This is a genomic window from Erwinia billingiae Eb661, assembly GCF_000196615.1.
Classification (GTDB): domain Bacteria; phylum Pseudomonadota; class Gammaproteobacteria; order Enterobacterales; family Enterobacteriaceae; genus Erwinia; species Erwinia billingiae.
This window is the reverse complement of the sequence record NC_014306.1, coordinates 1,674,109-1,692,835: the sequence shown is the minus strand read 5'-3', so window position 1 is coordinate 1,692,835 and position 18,727 is coordinate 1,674,109. Positions and strand designations below refer to the sequence as shown.

Genomic DNA, 18,727 nt, shown 5'->3' with positions numbered 1-18,727 from the left:
TTTTTTAGAAAATTAAAAAGTATTTAATTCATACTTTTCAATTAATTAAATCATTAACCCTACTTAAAAAAGGCCATTAAGCGCAGGTACTCCAGGCCAACATGATCCACATCAATTTCTAACCTATACTCCTTTGTTAGTATTTCGTCGTTGACTAATTTAGGGAGTAGTTAGTGTGAAAGCTGGCAACCCGTTCGACTTACTCTTACCGTCTGAAATGGCCAAAGTGGCCGAAGAAGCCGGCGTTTATAAAGCGACAAAAAAACCCTTCACCACATTTTTTCTGGCGATCACCGCCGGTGTCTTCATCTCCATCGCGTTTGTCTTCTATATCACTGCCACTACGGGTTCTGGTACGTCCCCCTGGGGCATGAGCAAACTGGTGGGGGGTCTGTGCTTCTCTCTCGGTCTGATGCTGGTCGTCGTCTGTGGGGCTGACCTGTTCACCTCAACCGTACTGACCATCGTCGCGAAAGCCAGCGGACGCATCAGTTGGTTACAGCTGGCCCGCAACTGGATCATCGTGTACGTCGGCAACTTCTTCGGTGCGATGTTCTTCGTGGCTCTGATTTGGTTCGCTGGACAGGCAATGGCGGCCAACGGTGCCTGGGGGCTCAATGTCCTGCAAACCGCTGACCATAAAATGCACCATACTTTCCTTGAAGCGGTCTGCCTGGGGATCCTGGCGAATCTGATGGTCTGTATGGCGGTATGGATGAGCTATTCCGGCCGGACCCTGACAGACAAAATGTTAGCGATGCTGCTTCCGGTCGCGATGTTCGTGGCCAGCGGCTTTGAGCACAGCATTGCCAATATGTTTCTTGTCCCACTGGCCATCGTTATCCGGGACTTCTCTGGCCCCGAATTTTGGCAGGCAACAGGGACAACCGCTGCCCAGTTCTCACACCTGACCGTCAGCGACTTTATTACCGATAATCTGATCCCGGTGACGATAGGCAACATTATCGGCGGCGGTTTCCTGGTTGGATTGACTTATTGGGTGATTTATCTGCGCGACAGCGGTCATGACTGATTGCGCCACAAACTGATTTAGCGCCTGTTGCTGACGGCTGGCAGCAGGAACACCAGAACTCCACGTAATTAAGGTAGGTATCAAATGAGCGAGCACAACGAAAAACAGGTCGCGGCCTGGGAAAGCTTTGCACAAGGCGAATGGCAGAACAGCATTGACGTGCGTGACTTCATTCAGAAAAACTATACCCCGTATGAAGGTGATGAATCCTTCCTGAGCGGTGCCACCGCAGCCACCACGTCCCTGTGGGACAAGGTGATGGAAGGCATCAAACAGGAAAACCGTACCCATGCGCCAGTAGATTTTGATACCGACCTGGCTTCGACCATCACCTCTCATGATGCGGGCTACATCAATAAAAAACTGGAAACCATCGTGGGTTTGCAGACTGAAGCGCCATTAAAACGCGGCCTGATCCCTTACGGCGGCATCAAAATGGTGGAAGGCTCCTGTAAAGTTTACGGTCGTGAACTGGATCCGGGCCTGAAAAAAATCTTCAGCGAATACCGTAAAACCCACAATCAGGGCGTGTTCGACGTCTACACACCGGACATCCTGCGCTGCCGTAAATCTGGCGTGCTGACCGGTCTGCCAGATGCGTATGGTCGCGGTCGCATCATCGGTGACTACCGTCGTGTTGCCCTGTACGGCATCGACATGCTGATGAAAGATAAATTTGCGCAGTTCACCTCGCTGCAGGCAGATATGGAAAATGGCGTAAACCTTGAAGCCACTATCCGTCTGCGTGAAGAGATTGCCGATCAGCATCATGCGCTGCAGCAGATCAAAGAGATGGCAGCAAAATACGGTTGTGACATTTCTGGCCCGGCGAAAACGGCGCAGGAAGCGGTTCAGTGGACTTACTTCGGTTATCTGGCCGCAGTGAAATCTCAGAACGGTGCAGCAATGTCGTTCGGCCGTGTTTCTACCTTCCTGGATATCTATATCGAACGGGATCTGCAGGCAGGTAAAATTACTGAGACCGACGCTCAGGAACTGATTGACCACCTGGTGATGAAACTGCGTATGGTTCGCTTCCTGCGTACGCCGGAATACGATGAACTGTTCTCGGGTGACCCAATCTGGGCAACAGAATCCCTGGCGGGTATGGGCGTTGATGGCCGTACGCTGGTGAGCAAAAGCAGCTTCCGTTTCCTGAATACCCTTTACACTATGGGGCCTTCACCGGAACCGAACATGACCATTCTGTGGTCTGAAAAGCTGCCGCAGAACTTTAAGAAATTTGCGGCGAAAGTCTCGATCGATACCTCTTCTGTCCAGTATGAAAACGACGATTTGATGCGTCCTGACTTCAACAACGATGACTATGCCATCGCCTGTTGTGTAAGCCCGATGATTGTCGGCAAACAAATGCAGTTCTTCGGTGCGCGTGCCAACCTTGCTAAAACCATGCTGTATGCCATCAACGGCGGCGTGGATGAAAAAATGAAAATGCAGGTGGGCCCGAAAGAAGCGCCAATGATGGACGAGGTGCTGGAATACAATAAAGTGATGGATCGTATGGATCACTTTATGGACTGGCTGGCCAAACAGTATGTGACTGCGCTGAACGTCATTCACTATATGCATGACAAATACAGCTATGAAGCCTCACTGATGGCGCTGCATGACCGTGATGTTTATCGCACTATGGCGTGTGGTATCGCTGGTCTGTCCGTTGCGGCTGACTCCCTGTCGGCTATCAAATACGCGAAAGTCTCCACCATTCGTGATGAAGATGGTCTGGCTGTTGACTTCAAAATTGAAGGCGAATATCCACAGTTTGGTAACAACGACTCCCGTGTAGATGACATTGCCTGCGACCTGGTTGAACGTTTCATGAAGAAAATTCAGAAACTGCAAACTTACCGTAACGCCGTTCCTACTCAGTCTGTGCTCACCATCACCTCTAACGTGGTGTATGGTAAGAAAACCGGTAACACACCTGATGGCCGTCGCGCTGGCGCACCATTTGGACCAGGTGCTAACCCAATGCACGGTCGCGATCAGAAAGGTGCAGTCGCTTCACTGACATCGGTCGCTAAACTGCCGTTTGCCTACGCGAAAGACGGGATCTCTTACACCTTCTCCATCGTGCCGAATGCGTTAGGCAAAGATGATGATGTGCGTAAAGCGAACCTGGCTGGTCTGATGGATGGTTACTTCCACCATGAAGCCAATATCGAAGGCGGTCAGCACCTCAACGTCAACGTGATGAACCGCGAGATGCTGTTAGAAGCGATGGAAGATCCGGAAAAATATCCGCAGCTGACCATTCGCGTTTCGGGTTATGCCGTTCGCTTTAACTCATTAACTAAAGAGCAGCAGCAGGATGTGATCACCCGTACCTTCACTAAGAGTATGTAATTAGCGAAGCAGTAAGGCTCCACTTCGGTGGAGCCTTTTCAAAAGCCTTGTTTGCCAGCAGCCTGACCGTCCAACCAGACCGCTGGCAAAACAGACTTAACGCAGCTAAAGACTGCGTACCTGCTAAAGGCAGGTCTACCGTGGAGAACTCATCGCAATGTCAGTCACCGGCCGTATCCACTCATTCGAATCTTGCGGGACTGTAGACGGTCCCGGCATCCGCTTTATCACCTTCTTCCAGGGCTGCCTGATGCGCTGCCTCTACTGCCACAACCGTGATACCTGGGATACCCATGGCGGTAAAGAGATTACCGTTGAGGAATTGATGAAGGACGTGGTGTCTTATCGTCACTTTATGAATGCGTCCGGCGGCGGCGTGACGGCTTCAGGCGGAGAAGCAATTTTACAGGCGGAGTTTGTGCGGGACTGGTTCCGAGCCTGCCACGCTGAAGGCATCAATACCTGCCTCGATACCAACGGTTTTGTCCGTCGCTATGACCCGGTCATTGATGAACTGCTGGAAGTGACCGATCTGGTAATGCTGGATCTGAAGCAGATCAATGATGATGTTCACCAGGTCCTGGTGGGGGTTTCTAACCACCGCACGCTGGATTTCGCCCGCTACCTGGCTAAGAAGAAAATCCGCACCTGGATCCGTTATGTTGTGGTGCCTGGTTATTCTGATGATGATGATTCCGCACACCGTCTGGGTGAATTCACCCGGGATATGGGCAACGTGGAAAAAATCGAGCTGCTGCCTTATCACGAATTAGGCAAGCATAAATGGGTCGCGATGGGCGAGGAGTACAAACTGGACGGCGTGCATCCACCGAAGGCGGAAACGATGGACCGGGTTAAATCCATTCTTGAAGGTTACGGCCACAAGGTGATGTACTGATCCTCTCAAACAGCACAAATAAAAATGGCGCCCAATGGCGCCATTTTTATTGCGTACGCAGTATCAGGCTTGCGCGAATGGCGTGGCTTGCTTATCAGATTTACGCAGCAGCATCACCAAATAGACAAAGGCCACAGCGGCAATCATCATAAACAGCACAGGGTCAGAATAGTTCTGCATCAGCATTGAGGTCATCGCCGGGCCAAGCAGACTGCCAACGGTATAGCTCAGTAACAGAGCCTGATTCATTGCGACCAGCTCATGATGAGCGACCGTTTCACAGGCCCAGGACATGGCAACCGGATACAACGTAAAGCCGGCACAACCCAACACAAACAGCGCAGGTGCCATTGCCGCATTACCCAACATCGCAAAGGCGCCGAGGATAACCACAAACACCTGTACGCGCAGCACCAGCAGGCGGCCATAGCGATCGGCCAGGCGACCCACAGGCCATTGCCCGACAATTCCGGCGCTGACCATCAAAGCCATCCAGTATCCCACCGTGGCATCATTCATCCCCTGATGGGAAAGATACAGCGGCATAAGACCATATAACGAACCAAGAAGGATGCCGGAGATGATGCAGCCGTTGATACCCAAACGCGCGCTACGACGGCGCAGCATTGGCCACATACGTCCTGGTGCGGCTTCCGTGTCGTCCCCCTTGGCCGTCACTTTGGTGAAGACCAGCGGCAGGATAGCCGCCACGATTATACCGGTTACCCACGGCAGAACATGCAGCAGTTCTGTGGAAACCTTGCTCACCAACAGCTGACCGGCAACGGTACCGATATAGTAGACAATCATATAGGCAGCCAGCAGCTGACCACGATTACGTAGCGTTCCACTGCACAGCAAGGCGCTTTCAACGATAACCCAAATCAGTGCGCAGCCAATTCCGGCAACAAAACGCCACATAGCCCAAACCCAGAAACCGCTTTCCAGCCCTAACGCGGCGGTAGCCAGCGCAAAGAGCACTGAAGCGATGTAATAGCTGCGGTTAAAGCCCAGTCGTTTGATTGCCCAACCTGCAACCAGAGTGCCTGCCAGATTACCGGTGTAGTAAGAAGAACTGACCACCCCAACCTGCCACGTTGGCAGGAAATCGTGCGTGAGCCAAAGCGGCACCAGCGTATTCAGCACGGCGATCGAAATCGTCAGCAGCAGAAGGCCGCAAAGCAGCACAATAACAGGGCGAGACCAGGTGGACATAGTGGCGGAACTACCAAAAGAAGAGATGATTTTGCGCGCATAATGCCACTGACGGAATAAAAGTCAATCTGGCAAAAAAAGGCTGAAGCCCAAAGGGATTAGCGATGATTTAAATTACTTATCATGCCAAAGAAGGCAGAAACAGACTGATTTACAGGGCACGATTAACCGATTGAAATTATGACGCTTTTATTTACACCCGAGTCTCATAATCAGATAAATTTCCTGTCCCATTGATTACTTTGATTAAAAAATATTGCCGTAGCGATGCAGACGATTTTTGCTATACGCCGGGCCTTAAACAAAAAAAAGCCTGCGGGCGTAACCAGCAGGCTTTTTAGCAGGAGCACGTCAGAAATTAACCGACGAACTCAAGACCTTTCATATATGGCTTCAGAACCTCAGGCACCGCGATGCGACCGTCAGCCTGCTGGTAGTTTTCCAGCACCGCCACCAGCGTACGACCCACTGCCAGACCAGACCCGTTAAGGGTATGAACGAGGCGGGTTTTCTTCTCGGTTTTCGGTCTGCAACGAGCCTGCATGCGACGCGCCTGGAAATCGCCCATATTCGAACAGGAAGAGATTTCGCGGTAGGTGTCCTGCGCTGGCAGCCACACTTCCAGATCGTAAGTTTTGCATGAGCCAAAGCCCATATCACCGGTGCAAAGCAAAACTTTACGGTATGGCAGTTCCAGCAGCTGAAGCACCTTCTCCGCGTGTCCGACCAGTTCTTCCAGAGCATCCATGGAATCTTCCGGACGGGTAATGTGCACCATTTCAACTTTATCGAACTGGTGCATACGGATCAGGCCACGGGTATCACGACCATAGGCACCGGCTTCTGAACGGAAGCAAGGTGTATGCGCGGTGAACTTCAGCGGCAGAGACTCTTCTTCCAGAATTTCATCGCGAACCATATTGGTCAGCGGTACTTCTGAAGTCGGGATCAGCGCATAATCGCTGCTGGACGCTTCTTCTTCCAGCGGACGAGTGTGGAACAGGTCTTCACCGAACTTAGGTAGCTGGCCGGTGCCGTGCAAAGACGCATGGTTCACCAGGTAAGGAACATAAGTTTCCAGATAGCCGTGCTGCTCGGTGTGCAGATCCAGCATAAACTGGCTCAGCGCACGGTGCATCAGCGCAATTTGACCCTGCATCACCACAAAGCGTGAACCTGTCAGTTTGGCGCCCATGGCGAAATCCAGACCGGACGCCATTTCACCCAGTTCGACGTGATCGCGAACGGCGAAATCAAATTCACGCGGGGTTCCCCAGCGGCTGACTTCGAGGTTTTCACTGTCGTCTTTACCCAGTGGTACTTCATCAACCGGGATATTCGGGATAGCAGAAGCCATTTCACGAATGGCGTTCAGCAGTTCGTCCAGTTCCGCTTTGGCCGCATCCAGGCTTTCGCCCAGCGCGTTCACTTCCTGACGTAATGGCTCGATGTCTTCCCCACGCGCCTTGGCCTGCCCGATAGATTTGGATCGGGAGTTACGTTCTGCCTGCAGTGTTTCGGTTTCGACCTGCAGAACTTTACGGCGCTCTTCCTGCGAACGCAGCGTGTCAACGTCAAGCTTATAGCCCCGGCGTGCCAGTTTTTCAGCGACTGCGTCTGGCTCATTACGCAGCAGATTGGGATCGAGCATGCTTGTCCTGTGATTATTCGAGTGAGTAAATGAGGGGCGCATCCGGCGTGCGAATGCGTTGAATTCCTTGCTAACCTTACCGCAACGTCAGTGTCAACGGTAGCGTTTTGTCGGGCTATTTTGATCCTGCTCAGCCAGCCAGGCTAGCTTTTCACCGATCTTCCCTTCAAGACCTCTGGAAGTCGGTCGGTAGTACCGCGTTTGTGCCATTTCAGAGGGGAAGTAGTCCTCACCAGCCGCATAGGCGTTCGGCTCGTCGTGGGCATATCGGTATTCCGCACCCAGCCCCATTTCTTTCATCAGCTTGGTCGGCGCGTTTCGCAGATGTTCAGGCACATCGAAATCTGGATTATCTTTTGCGTCGCGCATCGCGGCTTTAAACGCTGTATAAACCGCGTTGCTCTTCGGTGCACAAGCCAGATAGACGATAGCCTGGGCAATCGCGCGTTCCCCTTCCGCTGGCCCAACGCGAGTAAAACAGTCCCAGGCGGAAATAGCGACCTGCATTCCCCGGGGATCGGCATTCCCCACATCCTCCGAGGCGATTGCCAGCAAGCGACGGGCAACGTACAGCGGATCGCCACCCGCGGTAATAATACGGGCATACCAGTACAGGGCGGCATCAGGTGCTGAGCCACGTACCGATTTATGCAGTGCCGAAATCAGATCGTAAAAGCGATCGCCTTTATTATCGAACCTGGCGCTGCGTTCGCCTGACACTTCGTTCAGCAGTTGAGCCGTCAGCTCCCGCTTGCCTTTGCTGTTGACCTCGGCCATATCGGCCATCATCTCCAGCGTGTTTAGCGCACGGCGAGCATCGCCGTTAACCAGTTCGGCAATCATCCTGCGCGTACCCTCAGGCAGAACGATATTCTCTTTGCCATAACCGCGATCGCTGTCTTTCATGGCCTGATCGAGCACGATTTCGATGTCTTCACTGGTTAGCGATTTCAGCAGATAGACGCGGGCACGGGAAAGCAGTGCTGAATTTAGCTCAAACGACGGGTTTTCCGTTGTGGCACCGATAAAGGTGATGGTGCCATCTTCAATATGTGGCAGAAACGCATCCTGCTGACTTTTGTTAAAACGGTGAACTTCATCGACAAACAGGATGGTGCGACGCCCGGCATCGCGGTTTTGCCTCGCGCGCTCGATGGCTTCGCGGATCTCTTTTACGCCCGACGTCACTGCGGAGATGCGTTCCACATCAGCCTGGCCGTAACGGCCGATAATTTCGGCCAGCGTGGTTTTTCCTGTCCCTGGCGGCCCCCACAGGATCATCGAATGCAGATGCCCAGCCTCGATGGCGCGTGGCAGAGGCTTACCGGCAGCCAGCAGGTGCTGCTGCCCAATATATTCTGCCAGCATCGCTGGCCGCATACGGGCGGCCAGAGGCTGAAATTCATTGTGGGAGAAATCCAGAGACAGAGTATTCACGCTAACCTCACTGACGCTGATCGTCCAGCGTCACGCCTTTTGGCGGTGTGAACTGGAACTTACTGGCTTCAACAGCCCCATTTTGCTGGCTCTTCAGTGCATAGCTGCTGCGCTGTCCATCCTGCTCCACGGCGCTGAACTGGTTTATGGTGCCGTTAGTGGAAACATTGATGGTGAACTGCTTCAGGTTGCCATCGGTAGATTTAGGGGTCAGGTCGAAGTTGTCGCCCTGCTGCTTAATGTTGTACTGCTTCCAGTCACTGCCCTGATTACGCGCGATCAGCATAAACGGCGTGTTACTGGTGGCATCTTTCAGCCAGGTTGCACTGACCTGCTCAACAAACGGGTTATAGAACCACAGCGTTTTGCCATCAGAAATCAGCACGCTTTCGTCCGGTGCGGTCATATGCCAGTTGAACAGGTTCGGGCGTTTAACCCACAGTTCACCTTCCCCATCCTGAACGGACTGTCCGCTACCGTCAGTGACTTTCTGCGTGAAGCTGGCGTGGAAGCTCTTCACTTTGTCCAGACGCTGCTGCAGGTCTGAAGACGCATCGGCCAGTACACTGGCAGAGGCAAAGGCGGTCAGCAGACAGCAGGAGATCAATAATTTTTTCATTAGGGCATCCTTATTAAAACTTTTTATCCCGATAAGCGGGGAAGCCTGGGAGGATAACTGTAGCCAGGCACTAGCGAAATCAACAGGGGATCCCCTGAATGAAACTGGCAATACTGTCTGATATGGGGATAAGCCCCAGAAACTCAACGGGCCGGGTCTCCCCGGCCCGTATTTTAAGGCAAAACTGACCTGACAGCCGACTTACATCTCATGTGGCGGAGGGGAAAGCACTTCACGGTTACCGTTATGGCCCGGTGAAGAGACAATCCCCTGTGCTTCCATCTGTTCGATAATACGCGCCGCACGGTTGTAGCCGATGCGGAATTGACGCTGCACACCAGAAATAGACGCACGACGTTTCTCCACCACAAAGCCAACGGCCTGATCGAACAGCGGATCCAGCTCTTCATCACCATCCAGCGTCAGACCGCCTTCGCTCTCTTCGCCAGCGGTGATGCTTTCGATGTATTGCGGACGACCGCGCGCCTTCCAGTCCTGCACAACGGCGTGCACTTCCTCATCGCGCACAAAGGCACCATGAACACGCACAGGCATCGAGGAGTTCGGTGGCATATAAAGCATGTCACCCATTCCCAGCAGCGATTCAGCGCCTGCCTGATCGAGAATGGTACGGGAGTCGATCTTGCTTGAAACGGTGAACGCAATACGCGTTGGAATGTTAGCCTTGATCAGACCGGTAATCACATCGACCGACGGACGCTGTGTCGCCAGAACCAGGTGGATCCCTGCGGCACGCGCTTTCTGTGCCAGGCGGGCAATCAGCTCTTCAACTTTCTTGCCCACCGCCATCATCAGGTCGGCGAACTCATCGACCAGCACCACGATATACGGCAGTTTTTCCAGCACCGGCGGCGTGGCATCCATGCTTTCGCCCGGTTTCCAGAATGGATCCGGAATTGGACGCCCCATCGCTTCAGCCTGAGCCACCTTCTCGTTGTAGCCTGCCAGATTACGCACACCCAGCGCCGACATCAGCTTATAACGACGTTCCATCTCACCGACACTCCAGCGCAGCGCATTGGCGGCGTCTTTCATGTCGGTAACGACTTCGGTCAGCAGATGAGGAATGCCTTCATAGACCGACAGTTCCAGCATTTTCGGGTCGATCATGATAAAGCGCACGTCTTCCGGCGAGGCCTTATACAGCATGCTGATAATCATGGCGTTAACGCCGACCGACTTACCAGAACCGGTGGTACCGGCCACCAGCAGGTGAGGCATCTTGGCCAAATCCGCGATCACCGGCTGCCCCGAAATATCTTTGCCCAATACCACGGCAAGCGGTGAGGGGTTATCGCGGAATTTAGCGCACTCCAACACTTCACGCATATAGACCGTCTGGCGATGCTTATTAGGCAGCTCCAGACCAACATACGGCTTGCCAGGGATCACTTCCACCACGCGAACAGCAACGGCTGAAAGCGAGCGGGCAAGGTCACGAGACAGGTTAGAAATACGGGCTGCTTTCACGCCCGGTGCTAAATCCAGTTCGAAACGCGTAATGACCGGACCTGGTGAGATGCCTACCACTTCTGCTTTCACGCGGTAATCAGCCAGACGGGCCTCAACCAGTCGGGCCATTTGCTCCAGGGCAAACATATCGACTGGTTCAGCTTCAATCGGCGGTTCGGTCAACAAATCCAGCGAAGGCAACGGGGTGGTCGGGCGTTCCAGACGTTGCTCATGACGCACGAGGAACGGGTGGAACAAGCTATCTTCAGCCGGTTTCGCCGGTTCTGGCTCAGGCGCTGCTTCCTGAGGAGCCTGCCATGATGGAGCAACGGGTGCCTGTGGCTGCTGTGCTACCGGTTGAGCCGGAGGAGCCTGCCATGATGGGGCAACCGGAGCCTGTGGCTGCTGTGCTACCGGTTGAGCCGGAGGCGTATGCCACGATGGGGCAACCGGAGCCGGTGGCTGCTGCGCGACCGGTTGAGCCGGAGGCGTCTGCCATGATGGCGTGACGGGTTGCTGTACCGGCGCATGTTCAGGCGTAGAACTGTGCTGTTGCCACTGCTCTGCGGCCTTATCGGTCTCTGCTGGCAAGGTAAACAGCGGCTCGCTTGGGCCGTCATCCACCAAATCATCCATTGGAGAGAAATCGAACGCTCCAGCGGTATCCAGTTTGAAGGACGGAGCCTGCTGCTGCTCCTCCTCGCCATACCGTTGCTGCTGTTGTTCAGCAAACTGACGAGCCAATGCAGCCTGTTGCAGAGCGGCTTCATCATCTTCAGCGAACTCTTCGCCATAGCGCGTCTGCTGCTGAGCCATAAAGGCCTCGCGCAGATGGGCCTCTTCCAGCTCCATCGCATCTTCATCCGCAGCGGGCAGAGTGGCGGAGGTGGATCCCATCAGTTCCTGCTCTTCTTTCGCCTTCTCTTCAGCCATACGCTGAGAAGGCAATTTGATGCCATAAGAAGCCAGTTCACGACGCGTTGGCAATTTAACCGGGTTAGGACGCGGCAATGCCGGGCCGATGCCTTGCTTAACCTGAGGGTTAACCGGCGCCTCACTGGTCGCACTGAATCCCGGCATAAACGGCGCGGACGCTGCCGCGACTTTAGCCGCAGCCACGACACCCTGAGTGCCAGCAGCCATATCGGTTGGCTGAGTGGACTGCGGAGCAGAGAAGTCGAATGGCGAAGAACTGTCTCGCCAGTTCCCCATCCGTGGCCCTTCATCTTCGTCATCCACCTGCACTGAAGGTGCAGGTGTGGTCTCAGCCGGCATTTCAAAGCGGTAAAGTTCAGGCGTTTGTGCTACTGGCGCAGCCGCAACAGGCTGGGCAGTCACGGGAGTCGCCGCCTGAGCGGGAGCATAAGCAGGCTCAGCGGGAACATGCGCAGGCTGAACGCTGGCGACCGGAGAAACCGGGGCAGCAGGAGCCTCTTCAGCTTGCGGAGCCGCAGCCAATGGTGCAGCAGTTGCAGCCACAGCCGATTTGCTCAGAAGCGGATCGTTGTCCTCTGCTTCATGCTCATCGTCCTGCAGTATTTTCTTCGGCGCAGACAGCAGCACATCATCTTCTTCGCTGCGGGCGCTTTGCTTCAGAACAGGTGCGGCCGGAGCCGCTTCGCCCTGCTCGTCTTCATACTCATCATCATGCCAGCGCTCATCGTTACGCGAACGATTACTGGCAAAAGTCAGCACGCCCATCACGACACCACCGATTTTCTCAGCGATAGTGAGCCATGACCAGCCGGTATAGAGCGTTAATCCCGCAGCCCAGATGCACAGCAGCGTCAAGGTGCCACCGGCGCTGCTGAACCATGGCGCCATGGCATTACTCAGCAGGCTGCCAATCACGCCACCCGAAGCGAAGTACCAAATGTCATCGGCATTCAGCGCCGCAAGGCCGCATGAAGTGATCACCAGAGCCAGCACGCCAATCAGGCGCAGGGCGACTGCGAAGTAATCAATGAATTCCTGAGAGTGGCGCTGACGGAAAGTGATCCAGCAAAGGCCTAAAATGACCGGAGGAATGGCATAGGCCATCACACCAAAAATGAAGAACAGGGTATCCGCAAGCCAGGCGCCAATGCCGCCGCCCACATTGTGGATAGGTTCATGCCAGGCGGTCTGGGACCAGCTGGGATCGGAAGGATTGAAGCTCACCAACGCTGCCATCAGATAAACGGCAAAAAGAGCCACAACAATCAACAACGCTTCGAGCAGACGACGCCCACTGCTAAGCGGTTGTAAGGATACTTCTTTATCTTCTGTGTATTCCTGGCTCAAGAGTACTCTCCAGGGGCCTGTAAACTATGGAGGCAACAGCGCCGGGCGAGCCCGACGCTGAACCTGTATGAATTCACAGGAGTGTACCGAAAACTATCAGGTTTTGCACCTGCCCTGTGTTACCGCGTTTTAATGACTAAGCGGTTACTTTGTTTCACTTCTTCCATGACGACATAGGTCCGCGTATCGTTCACGCCCGGCAGACGTAGCAGGGTCTCGCCCAGCAATTTACGGTAAGCCGACATATCAGGAACACGGGTTTTCAGCAGATAGTCAAAATCGCCTGAAACAAGATGACACTCTTGAGTTTCCTCAAGTTTTTGCACGGCGGCGTTAAATTGCTCAAACACATCCGGTGCACCACGATTCAGAGTAATCTCAACGAATACCAGCAGTGACGCGTCCAGATAGTGTGGATTCAGCTGCGCGGTATAACCCAGGATGAATCCCTGGCGCTCGAGGCGACGGACACGTTCAAGGCAGGGTGTCGGGGATAAACCCACACTCTTGGAAAGATCGACGTTAGAAATTCGACCATTCTTTTGCAGTTCGTTAAGGATGTTGCGGTCGATCCTGTCCAGATCTTTACCAGGTCGTTTTTTATTGTCTACCATTATTATTGTCTCTCTTAATGCCTTCCCTTTACTTGCCATACCCTGGCGCATTCGATGTGCAGGGTTGTTCTAAGTGAAGTCAGGAGCCTGTTGCGCTTCTTGCAAAACGCCCATCCGTATGACGCATGTTGTCTGTCCACACCATGCGTCATGACCAATGACAGACTGAGTTTATTCGGCCAGCGTGCCAAAACATGGAATGAAAATCTGTTTTGCCAGCCTAAATCCCCTCTGCTTCCTACACTGTTTTCGCAAAAGCGCAGCCGATTGTCAAAGCAAAACAACTAAAACCAGTACAACATGCCAGAAGTATCGCTGCGTGACTGTTTTTAAATGGATATTTTCAGGGCATTGCACTGTCAGGTGTCAGCGTTTGCCCCAAAATAGCGCACAACTCGCCCGCAAGGTGAAAGGGTCCATTGGTCAAACCTTTCGCAGTCATCGTTAACAAAATCGCAGAATGCTTTTGTTGCCGCGTTAAATTCCCTACAATCGAAAAATGTTTGCCAGACAAATAATGAGGGTCTCATGAGCACGGCCAAACACAGTAAATTACTTATCCTGGGCTCAGGCCCGGCTGGCTATACCGCTGCCGTTTATGCAGCGCGCGCCAATTTGAATCCGGTGTTAATCACCGGCCTGGAAAAAGGCGGTCAGTTGACCACCACCACCGAAGTTGAAAACTGGCCGGGTGACCCGAACGATCTGACCGGTCCGGCGTTGATGGAACGTATGCAGGAGCATGCGGAGAAATTCAACACCGAGATCATTTTCGACCACATTCATACGGTCGATCTGCAGACGCGCCCGTTCAGATTAACTGGCGACAGCGCGGAATATACTGCTGATGCTTTGATCATCGCTACCGGTGCCTCTGCCCGCTATCTGGGCTTGCCGTCTGAAGAAGCGTTTAAAGGACGCGGCGTTTCAGCCTGTGCAACCTGCGATGGTTTCTTCTACCGTAACCAGAAAGTTGCGGTGATCGGCGGGGGGAATACCGCCGTTGAAGAAGCGCTTTATCTGGCGAACATCGCTGCAGAAGTGCATTTGATTCACCGCCGCGACAGCTTCCGCGCGGAAAAAATCCTTATCGACCGTCTGATGGAAAAAGTGCGCAACGGCAATATCGTGCTGCACACTAACCAGACGCTGGATGAAGTGATCGGCGATCAAATGGGTGTCAGCTCGCTGCGCCTGCGCTCTGCGCTGGACGATCAGCAGACTGAAGAGCTGAATGTAGCCGGTCTGTTTGTCGCCATCGGGCATAGCCCGAACACCGGCATCTTCAAAGATCAGCTTGAGCTGGAAAATGGGTACATCAAAGTCCAGTCGGGTCTGCAGGGCAATGCGACTCAGACCAGTATTCCAGGCGTGTTCGCCGCGGGTGATGTGATGGATCATATCTACCGTCAGGCGATCACCTCAGCCGGCACCGGTTGTATGGCGGCTTTGGATGCAGAACGCTTCCTCGATGGATTAGTTAAAAACTCTCAGTGAGTTGTTAACACTCTGCATCAATCTTGCCAAAGGCGACCTCAACTGGTCGTCTTTTTGCTTTCCGCATTGTAACATTGCCAGCCAATCCCCCTGTTTTTAGCAGGGATGTTTTCTCCTCTTTCGTCTAACGCTCAGCTGGAAAAGCATGAACAAAACACGGCAGCAACAGTTACTCCGTTGGTTAAAAAGCCAGACCGGGCTGGGTAAGCGCTGGTTACGGCTCTCTCTGATGCTTGGCATGTTAAGCGCCCTGCTGATTGTCTGTCAGGCGTGGCTGCTGGCCTCACTGCTACAGGCGTTGATTGTTGATCACACGCCACGAGAAGCCTTAGTCACCCCGTTCGTGCTGCTGTTCGGCTGTTTCGTTCTGCGCGGTGTGTTGGCCTGGCTACGCGAAAAAGTGGGATTCGAATGCGGCAGAGCTATCCGAACCACGCTCCGACGTACGGTCCTCAATCAGCTCAGCGCATTGGGGCCGGCCTGGATTCAGGGTAAACCTGCGGGCAGTTGGGCCACGCTGCTGCTGGAACAAATCGAAGATATGCAGGATTACTATTCCCGCTATCTGCCGCAAATGCTGCTGTCCGTTTTTATCCCCTGCTTTATTCTGATTGCCCTGTTCCCTGTAAACTGGGCCGCTGCGCTCATTTTGCTGTGTACCGCGCCGCTGATACCGCTGTTTATGGCGCTGGTCGGTATGGGTGCGGCGGATGCCAATCGCCGTAACTTTCAAGCGCTGGCCAGGCTCAGTGGCCACTTCCTCGATCGTCTACGTGGGCTTGAAACCTTACGCCTGTTCCATCGTGCAGAAGCGGAAACCGAGAGCATTCGCCAGTCTTCGGAAGATTTCCGGCAACGAACCATGGAAGTCCTGCGCCTGGCTTTCCTCTCCTCCGCCGTGCTTGAGTTCTTCGCCTCACTGTCGATCGCCGTTGTGGCGGTCTATTTCGGCTTCTCATACCTCGGCGAACTCAATTTTGGCCATTATGGCTCCGGCGTTACGCTGTTTGCCGGATTCCTTGCGTTGATCCTCGCGCCGGAGTTCTTCCAGCCACTCCGCGATCTCGGCGCGTTTTATCATGCCAAAGCGCAGGCCGTCGGCGCCGCTGATGCACTGGAAACCTTCCTGAATCAGAGCGAAACCCTGACCTCTTTACAAGGCGAAAAGGTGATTGATACGCAGCATGGCCTGACTTTCGAGGCACAGGAACTGCAGATCCTTTCCCCGGATGGCAAGGTCCTGGCAGGACCGTTGAATTTCACCTTGCTTCCTGGCATGCGCGTGGCGCTGGTCGGGCAAAGCGGTGCGGGTAAGACCTCCCTGCTTAACGTACTGCTGGGTTTTCTGCCCTACCAGGGATCGCTGCGGGTCAATGGGACTGAACTGCGGGAAATCTCGCCGGAGTTCTGGCAACAGCAACTTGCCTGGGTTGGACAGAACCCTCACCTCCCTGCTGCAACGTTGCGGCAGAATATTGTGCTGGCCGGCCGGGTTGACCCGATCAAGCTTGACAACGTTTGCCAGCAGGCCGGCGTAAAAGAGTTTCTTTCACAGCTGCCGAATGGGCTGGAAAGTGAAATCGGTGAGCAGGCCTCTTCTCTGTCAGTCGGTCAGGCGCAACGTATTGCAGTGGCCAGGGCGCTGTATAAGTCCTGCCATTTCCTGTTACTTGATGAGCCCGGTTCAAGCCTCGACAGTCGCAGTGAACAGCGGGTTAATGAAGCCTTACTGGCCGCGTCCTTCAGCCAGACCACCTTAATGATCACCCACCAGTTGGATCAACTGGGCCGCTGGGATGAAATCTGGCTGATGCGCAACGGCAAAATCCTGCAGCAAGGTGACCACGCTGAGCTTATGCGCTCGCCCGGTGCATTTGCCGAACTGGCTGCCAGGCGTCAGGAGACCGTAGAATGAAAACGTTAATGCCGTTTCTGGCCCTTTATCGCCGTCATATCTGGCGGCTGTCATTGGGAATTGTGCTGGCCATTATTACCCTGCTGGCCAGCATCGGTCTGTTAACACTTTCCGGCTGGTTCCTGGCCGCTTCCTCAGTGGCAGGCTTTGCCGGCTTATACAGCTTCAACTACATGCTGCCAGCCGCTGGTGTCAGGGGTGCGGCGATCACCCGCACTGTAGCACGCTATTTCGAGCGCCTGGTCAGCCACGATGGCACATTCAGAGTCCTTCAGCATCTGCGGCTGTTTACCTTTAGCAAACTGCTGCCGCTCTCCCCTGCGGGATTAAGTGGCTATCGTAAAGGCGACTTGCTGAACAGACTGGTTGCTGATGTCGATACGCTTGACCATCTTTATCTGCGCGTCATCTCACCATTGTTTGGCGCTTTTGTGGTGATTCTTACTGTAACCGTTGGCTTGAGCTGGCTGGACTGGCATCTGGCGGTGATATTGGGCGGCCTGATGTTACTGACGCTGCTACTGCTTCCTCCGCTGTTTTATCGCGCTGGCAGGCCGGCAGGTATCGCTCTGACCGCATTACGCGGTCAATACCGCACTCAGCTGGCCGACTGGCTGCAGGCTCAGGCAGAGCTGGCACTTTACGGAGCGGCTAAACTCTTCCGCCAGAATCTTGACGAGACTGAAACACGCTGGATGGCTGCGCAGCAACGTCAGGCCAGCCTGATGGGACTCTCTCAGGGGTTACTGACGTTGATTACCGGCTTTACCGTGGTGCTGATTTTATGGCTAAGCGCGGGCGGTATCGGTCATCTGACGGAGCCTGGCGCCTTTATTGCCCTGTTTGTGTTTTGTGCTCTGGCGGCCTTTGAAGCGCTGGCGCCGGTTGGGGGCGCGTTTCTGCACCTGGGTCAGGTGATGGCGTCAGCGACGCGGGTTTCTGAAGTGATTAACCAGCAACCTGCGGTGCATTTTGCCCACACTCCCCTTCCATCACGCGAAGGCATTTCCCTGAGCATCAAGGATCTGAGCTTCAGCTATGGCGATCATCATCCTGCGCTGGACTGCCTCTCTCTGGAGGTTGCCCAAGGGGAACATGTCGCGCTGTTGGGCAGAACGGGCTGCGGGAAATCGACACTCCTCCAGCTTCTTACCCGCGCCTGGGATCCACAGCATGGCAGCCTGCTCCTCAACGGGCAGCCACTGCAGCAGTGGGATGAAGCTTCTCTGCGTGCGGCCACCAGCGTGGTCACGCAACGTGTTCATCTTTTCAGTAACACGCTGCGGGAAAATCTGCTGCTGGCCTCAGCGCAAAGCAGCGACGCGCAACTGGTTGAAGTCCTTAACCAGGTGGGCCTTGGCGGGTTGCTGGAGGATGATTTGGGGCTGAATGCCTGGCTGGGAGAAGGTGGACGTCAGCTCTCCGGTGGCGAGTTAAGAAGGCTGGGTCTTGCGCGTGCACTACTGCATAACGGTGATTTATTGCTGCTGGATGAACCGACCGAAGGCCTTGATGCTGAAACAGAGCAGCAAATTCTGGCGTTACTTCACGAGGTCGCCAAAGACAAAACGATGATTATGGTGACTCACCGCCTGCAAGGCCTGCAGCAGTTCGACAAAATTTGCATTATGGACAGCGGCAGGATCATTGAGCAGGGAAATCATGTCGAATTAATCTCAAAACGCGGTCGCTACTGGTATTTCCACCAGCGGTTTGCGCTATAGT

The 18,727-nt window shown here is 54.1% G+C and carries 12 protein-coding genes; 6 read left to right on the top strand and 6 right to left on the bottom strand.

The window, feature by feature from the left end; genetic code table 11:
• Nucleotides 1-175: 175 nt before the first annotated feature.
• The 3 genes from focA to pflA all read left to right on the top strand — a co-directional run bounded on the left by focA (nucleotide 176) and on the right by pflA (nucleotide 4,298).
• Nucleotides 176-1,033: a formate transporter FocA gene (gene focA / locus EBC_RS09235; RefSeq protein ID WP_013201522.1), complete on the top strand. Its 858-nt coding sequence runs from the start codon at nucleotides 176-178 to the stop codon at nucleotides 1,031-1,033.
• Nucleotides 1,034-1,117: 84 nt separating this feature from the next.
• Nucleotides 1,118-3,400, top strand: a complete 2,283-nt coding sequence (gene pflB, locus EBC_RS09230; RefSeq protein WP_013201521.1) for a formate C-acetyltransferase — start codon at nucleotides 1,118-1,120, stop codon at nucleotides 3,398-3,400.
• Nucleotides 3,401-3,557: 157 nt separating this feature from the next.
• On the top strand, nucleotides 3,558-4,298 hold the full coding sequence (gene pflA, locus EBC_RS09225) for a pyruvate formate lyase 1-activating protein (protein WP_013201520.1): 741 nt from the start codon (nucleotides 3,558-3,560) through the stop codon (nucleotides 4,296-4,298).
• 63 nt (nucleotides 4,299-4,361) lie between these two features.
• On the opposite strand, the gene EBC_RS09220 is transcribed toward pflA, so the two are convergent.
• The 6 genes from EBC_RS09220 to lrp form a co-directional block, all read right to left on the bottom strand.
• A complete protein-coding gene (locus tag EBC_RS09220) occupies nucleotides 4,362-5,513 on the bottom strand; it encodes an MFS transporter (RefSeq protein WP_013201519.1) in 1,152 nt (383 codons plus the stop codon).
• A gap of 358 nt (nucleotides 5,514-5,871) precedes the next feature.
• Nucleotides 5,872-7,164, bottom strand: coding sequence for a serine--tRNA ligase (gene serS, locus EBC_RS09215; RefSeq protein WP_013201518.1), 1,293 nt, complete (start codon nucleotides 7,162-7,164; stop codon nucleotides 5,872-5,874).
• Nucleotides 7,165-7,257: 93 nt separating this feature from the next.
• Nucleotides 7,258-8,601, bottom strand: a complete 1,344-nt coding sequence (locus EBC_RS09210) for a replication-associated recombination protein A (RefSeq protein WP_013201517.1) — start codon at nucleotides 8,599-8,601, stop codon at nucleotides 7,258-7,260.
• A 7-nt stretch (nucleotides 8,602-8,608) separates the two neighbouring features.
• The gene (gene lolA / locus EBC_RS09205) at nucleotides 8,609-9,220 is read right to left on the bottom strand and encodes an outer membrane lipoprotein chaperone LolA (RefSeq protein WP_013201516.1); all 612 of its coding nucleotides are present in this window, start codon (nucleotides 9,218-9,220) and stop codon (nucleotides 8,609-8,611) included.
• A gap of 201 nt (nucleotides 9,221-9,421) precedes the next feature.
• Nucleotides 9,422-12,976, bottom strand: a complete 3,555-nt coding sequence (locus tag EBC_RS09200) for a DNA translocase FtsK 4TM domain-containing protein (RefSeq protein ID WP_013201515.1) — start codon at nucleotides 12,974-12,976, stop codon at nucleotides 9,422-9,424.
• A 119-nt stretch (nucleotides 12,977-13,095) separates the two neighbouring features.
• A complete protein-coding gene (gene lrp / locus EBC_RS09195) occupies nucleotides 13,096-13,590 on the bottom strand; it encodes a leucine-responsive transcriptional regulator Lrp (RefSeq protein WP_013201514.1) in 495 nt (164 codons plus the stop codon).
• Nucleotides 13,591-14,118: 528 nt separating this feature from the next.
• Between lrp and trxB the strand changes: the two genes are divergently transcribed.
• From trxB to cydC, 3 genes are all read left to right on the top strand, one after another.
• The gene (gene trxB, locus EBC_RS09190) at nucleotides 14,119-15,087 is read left to right on the top strand and encodes a thioredoxin-disulfide reductase (protein WP_013201513.1); all 969 of its coding nucleotides are present in this window, start codon (nucleotides 14,119-14,121) and stop codon (nucleotides 15,085-15,087) included.
• Between the two features lie 145 nt (nucleotides 15,088-15,232).
• A complete protein-coding gene (gene cydD / locus EBC_RS09185; protein WP_013201512.1) occupies nucleotides 15,233-17,002 on the top strand; it encodes a heme ABC transporter permease/ATP-binding protein CydD in 1,770 nt (589 codons plus the stop codon).
• The gene (gene cydC / locus EBC_RS09180; RefSeq protein ID WP_013201511.1) at nucleotides 16,999-18,726 is read left to right on the top strand and encodes a heme ABC transporter ATP-binding protein/permease CydC; all 1,728 of its coding nucleotides are present in this window, start codon (nucleotides 16,999-17,001) and stop codon (nucleotides 18,724-18,726) included. The genes cydD and cydC overlap by 4 nt, the downstream gene beginning before the upstream one ends.
• Nucleotide 18,727 lies beyond the last annotated feature (1 nt).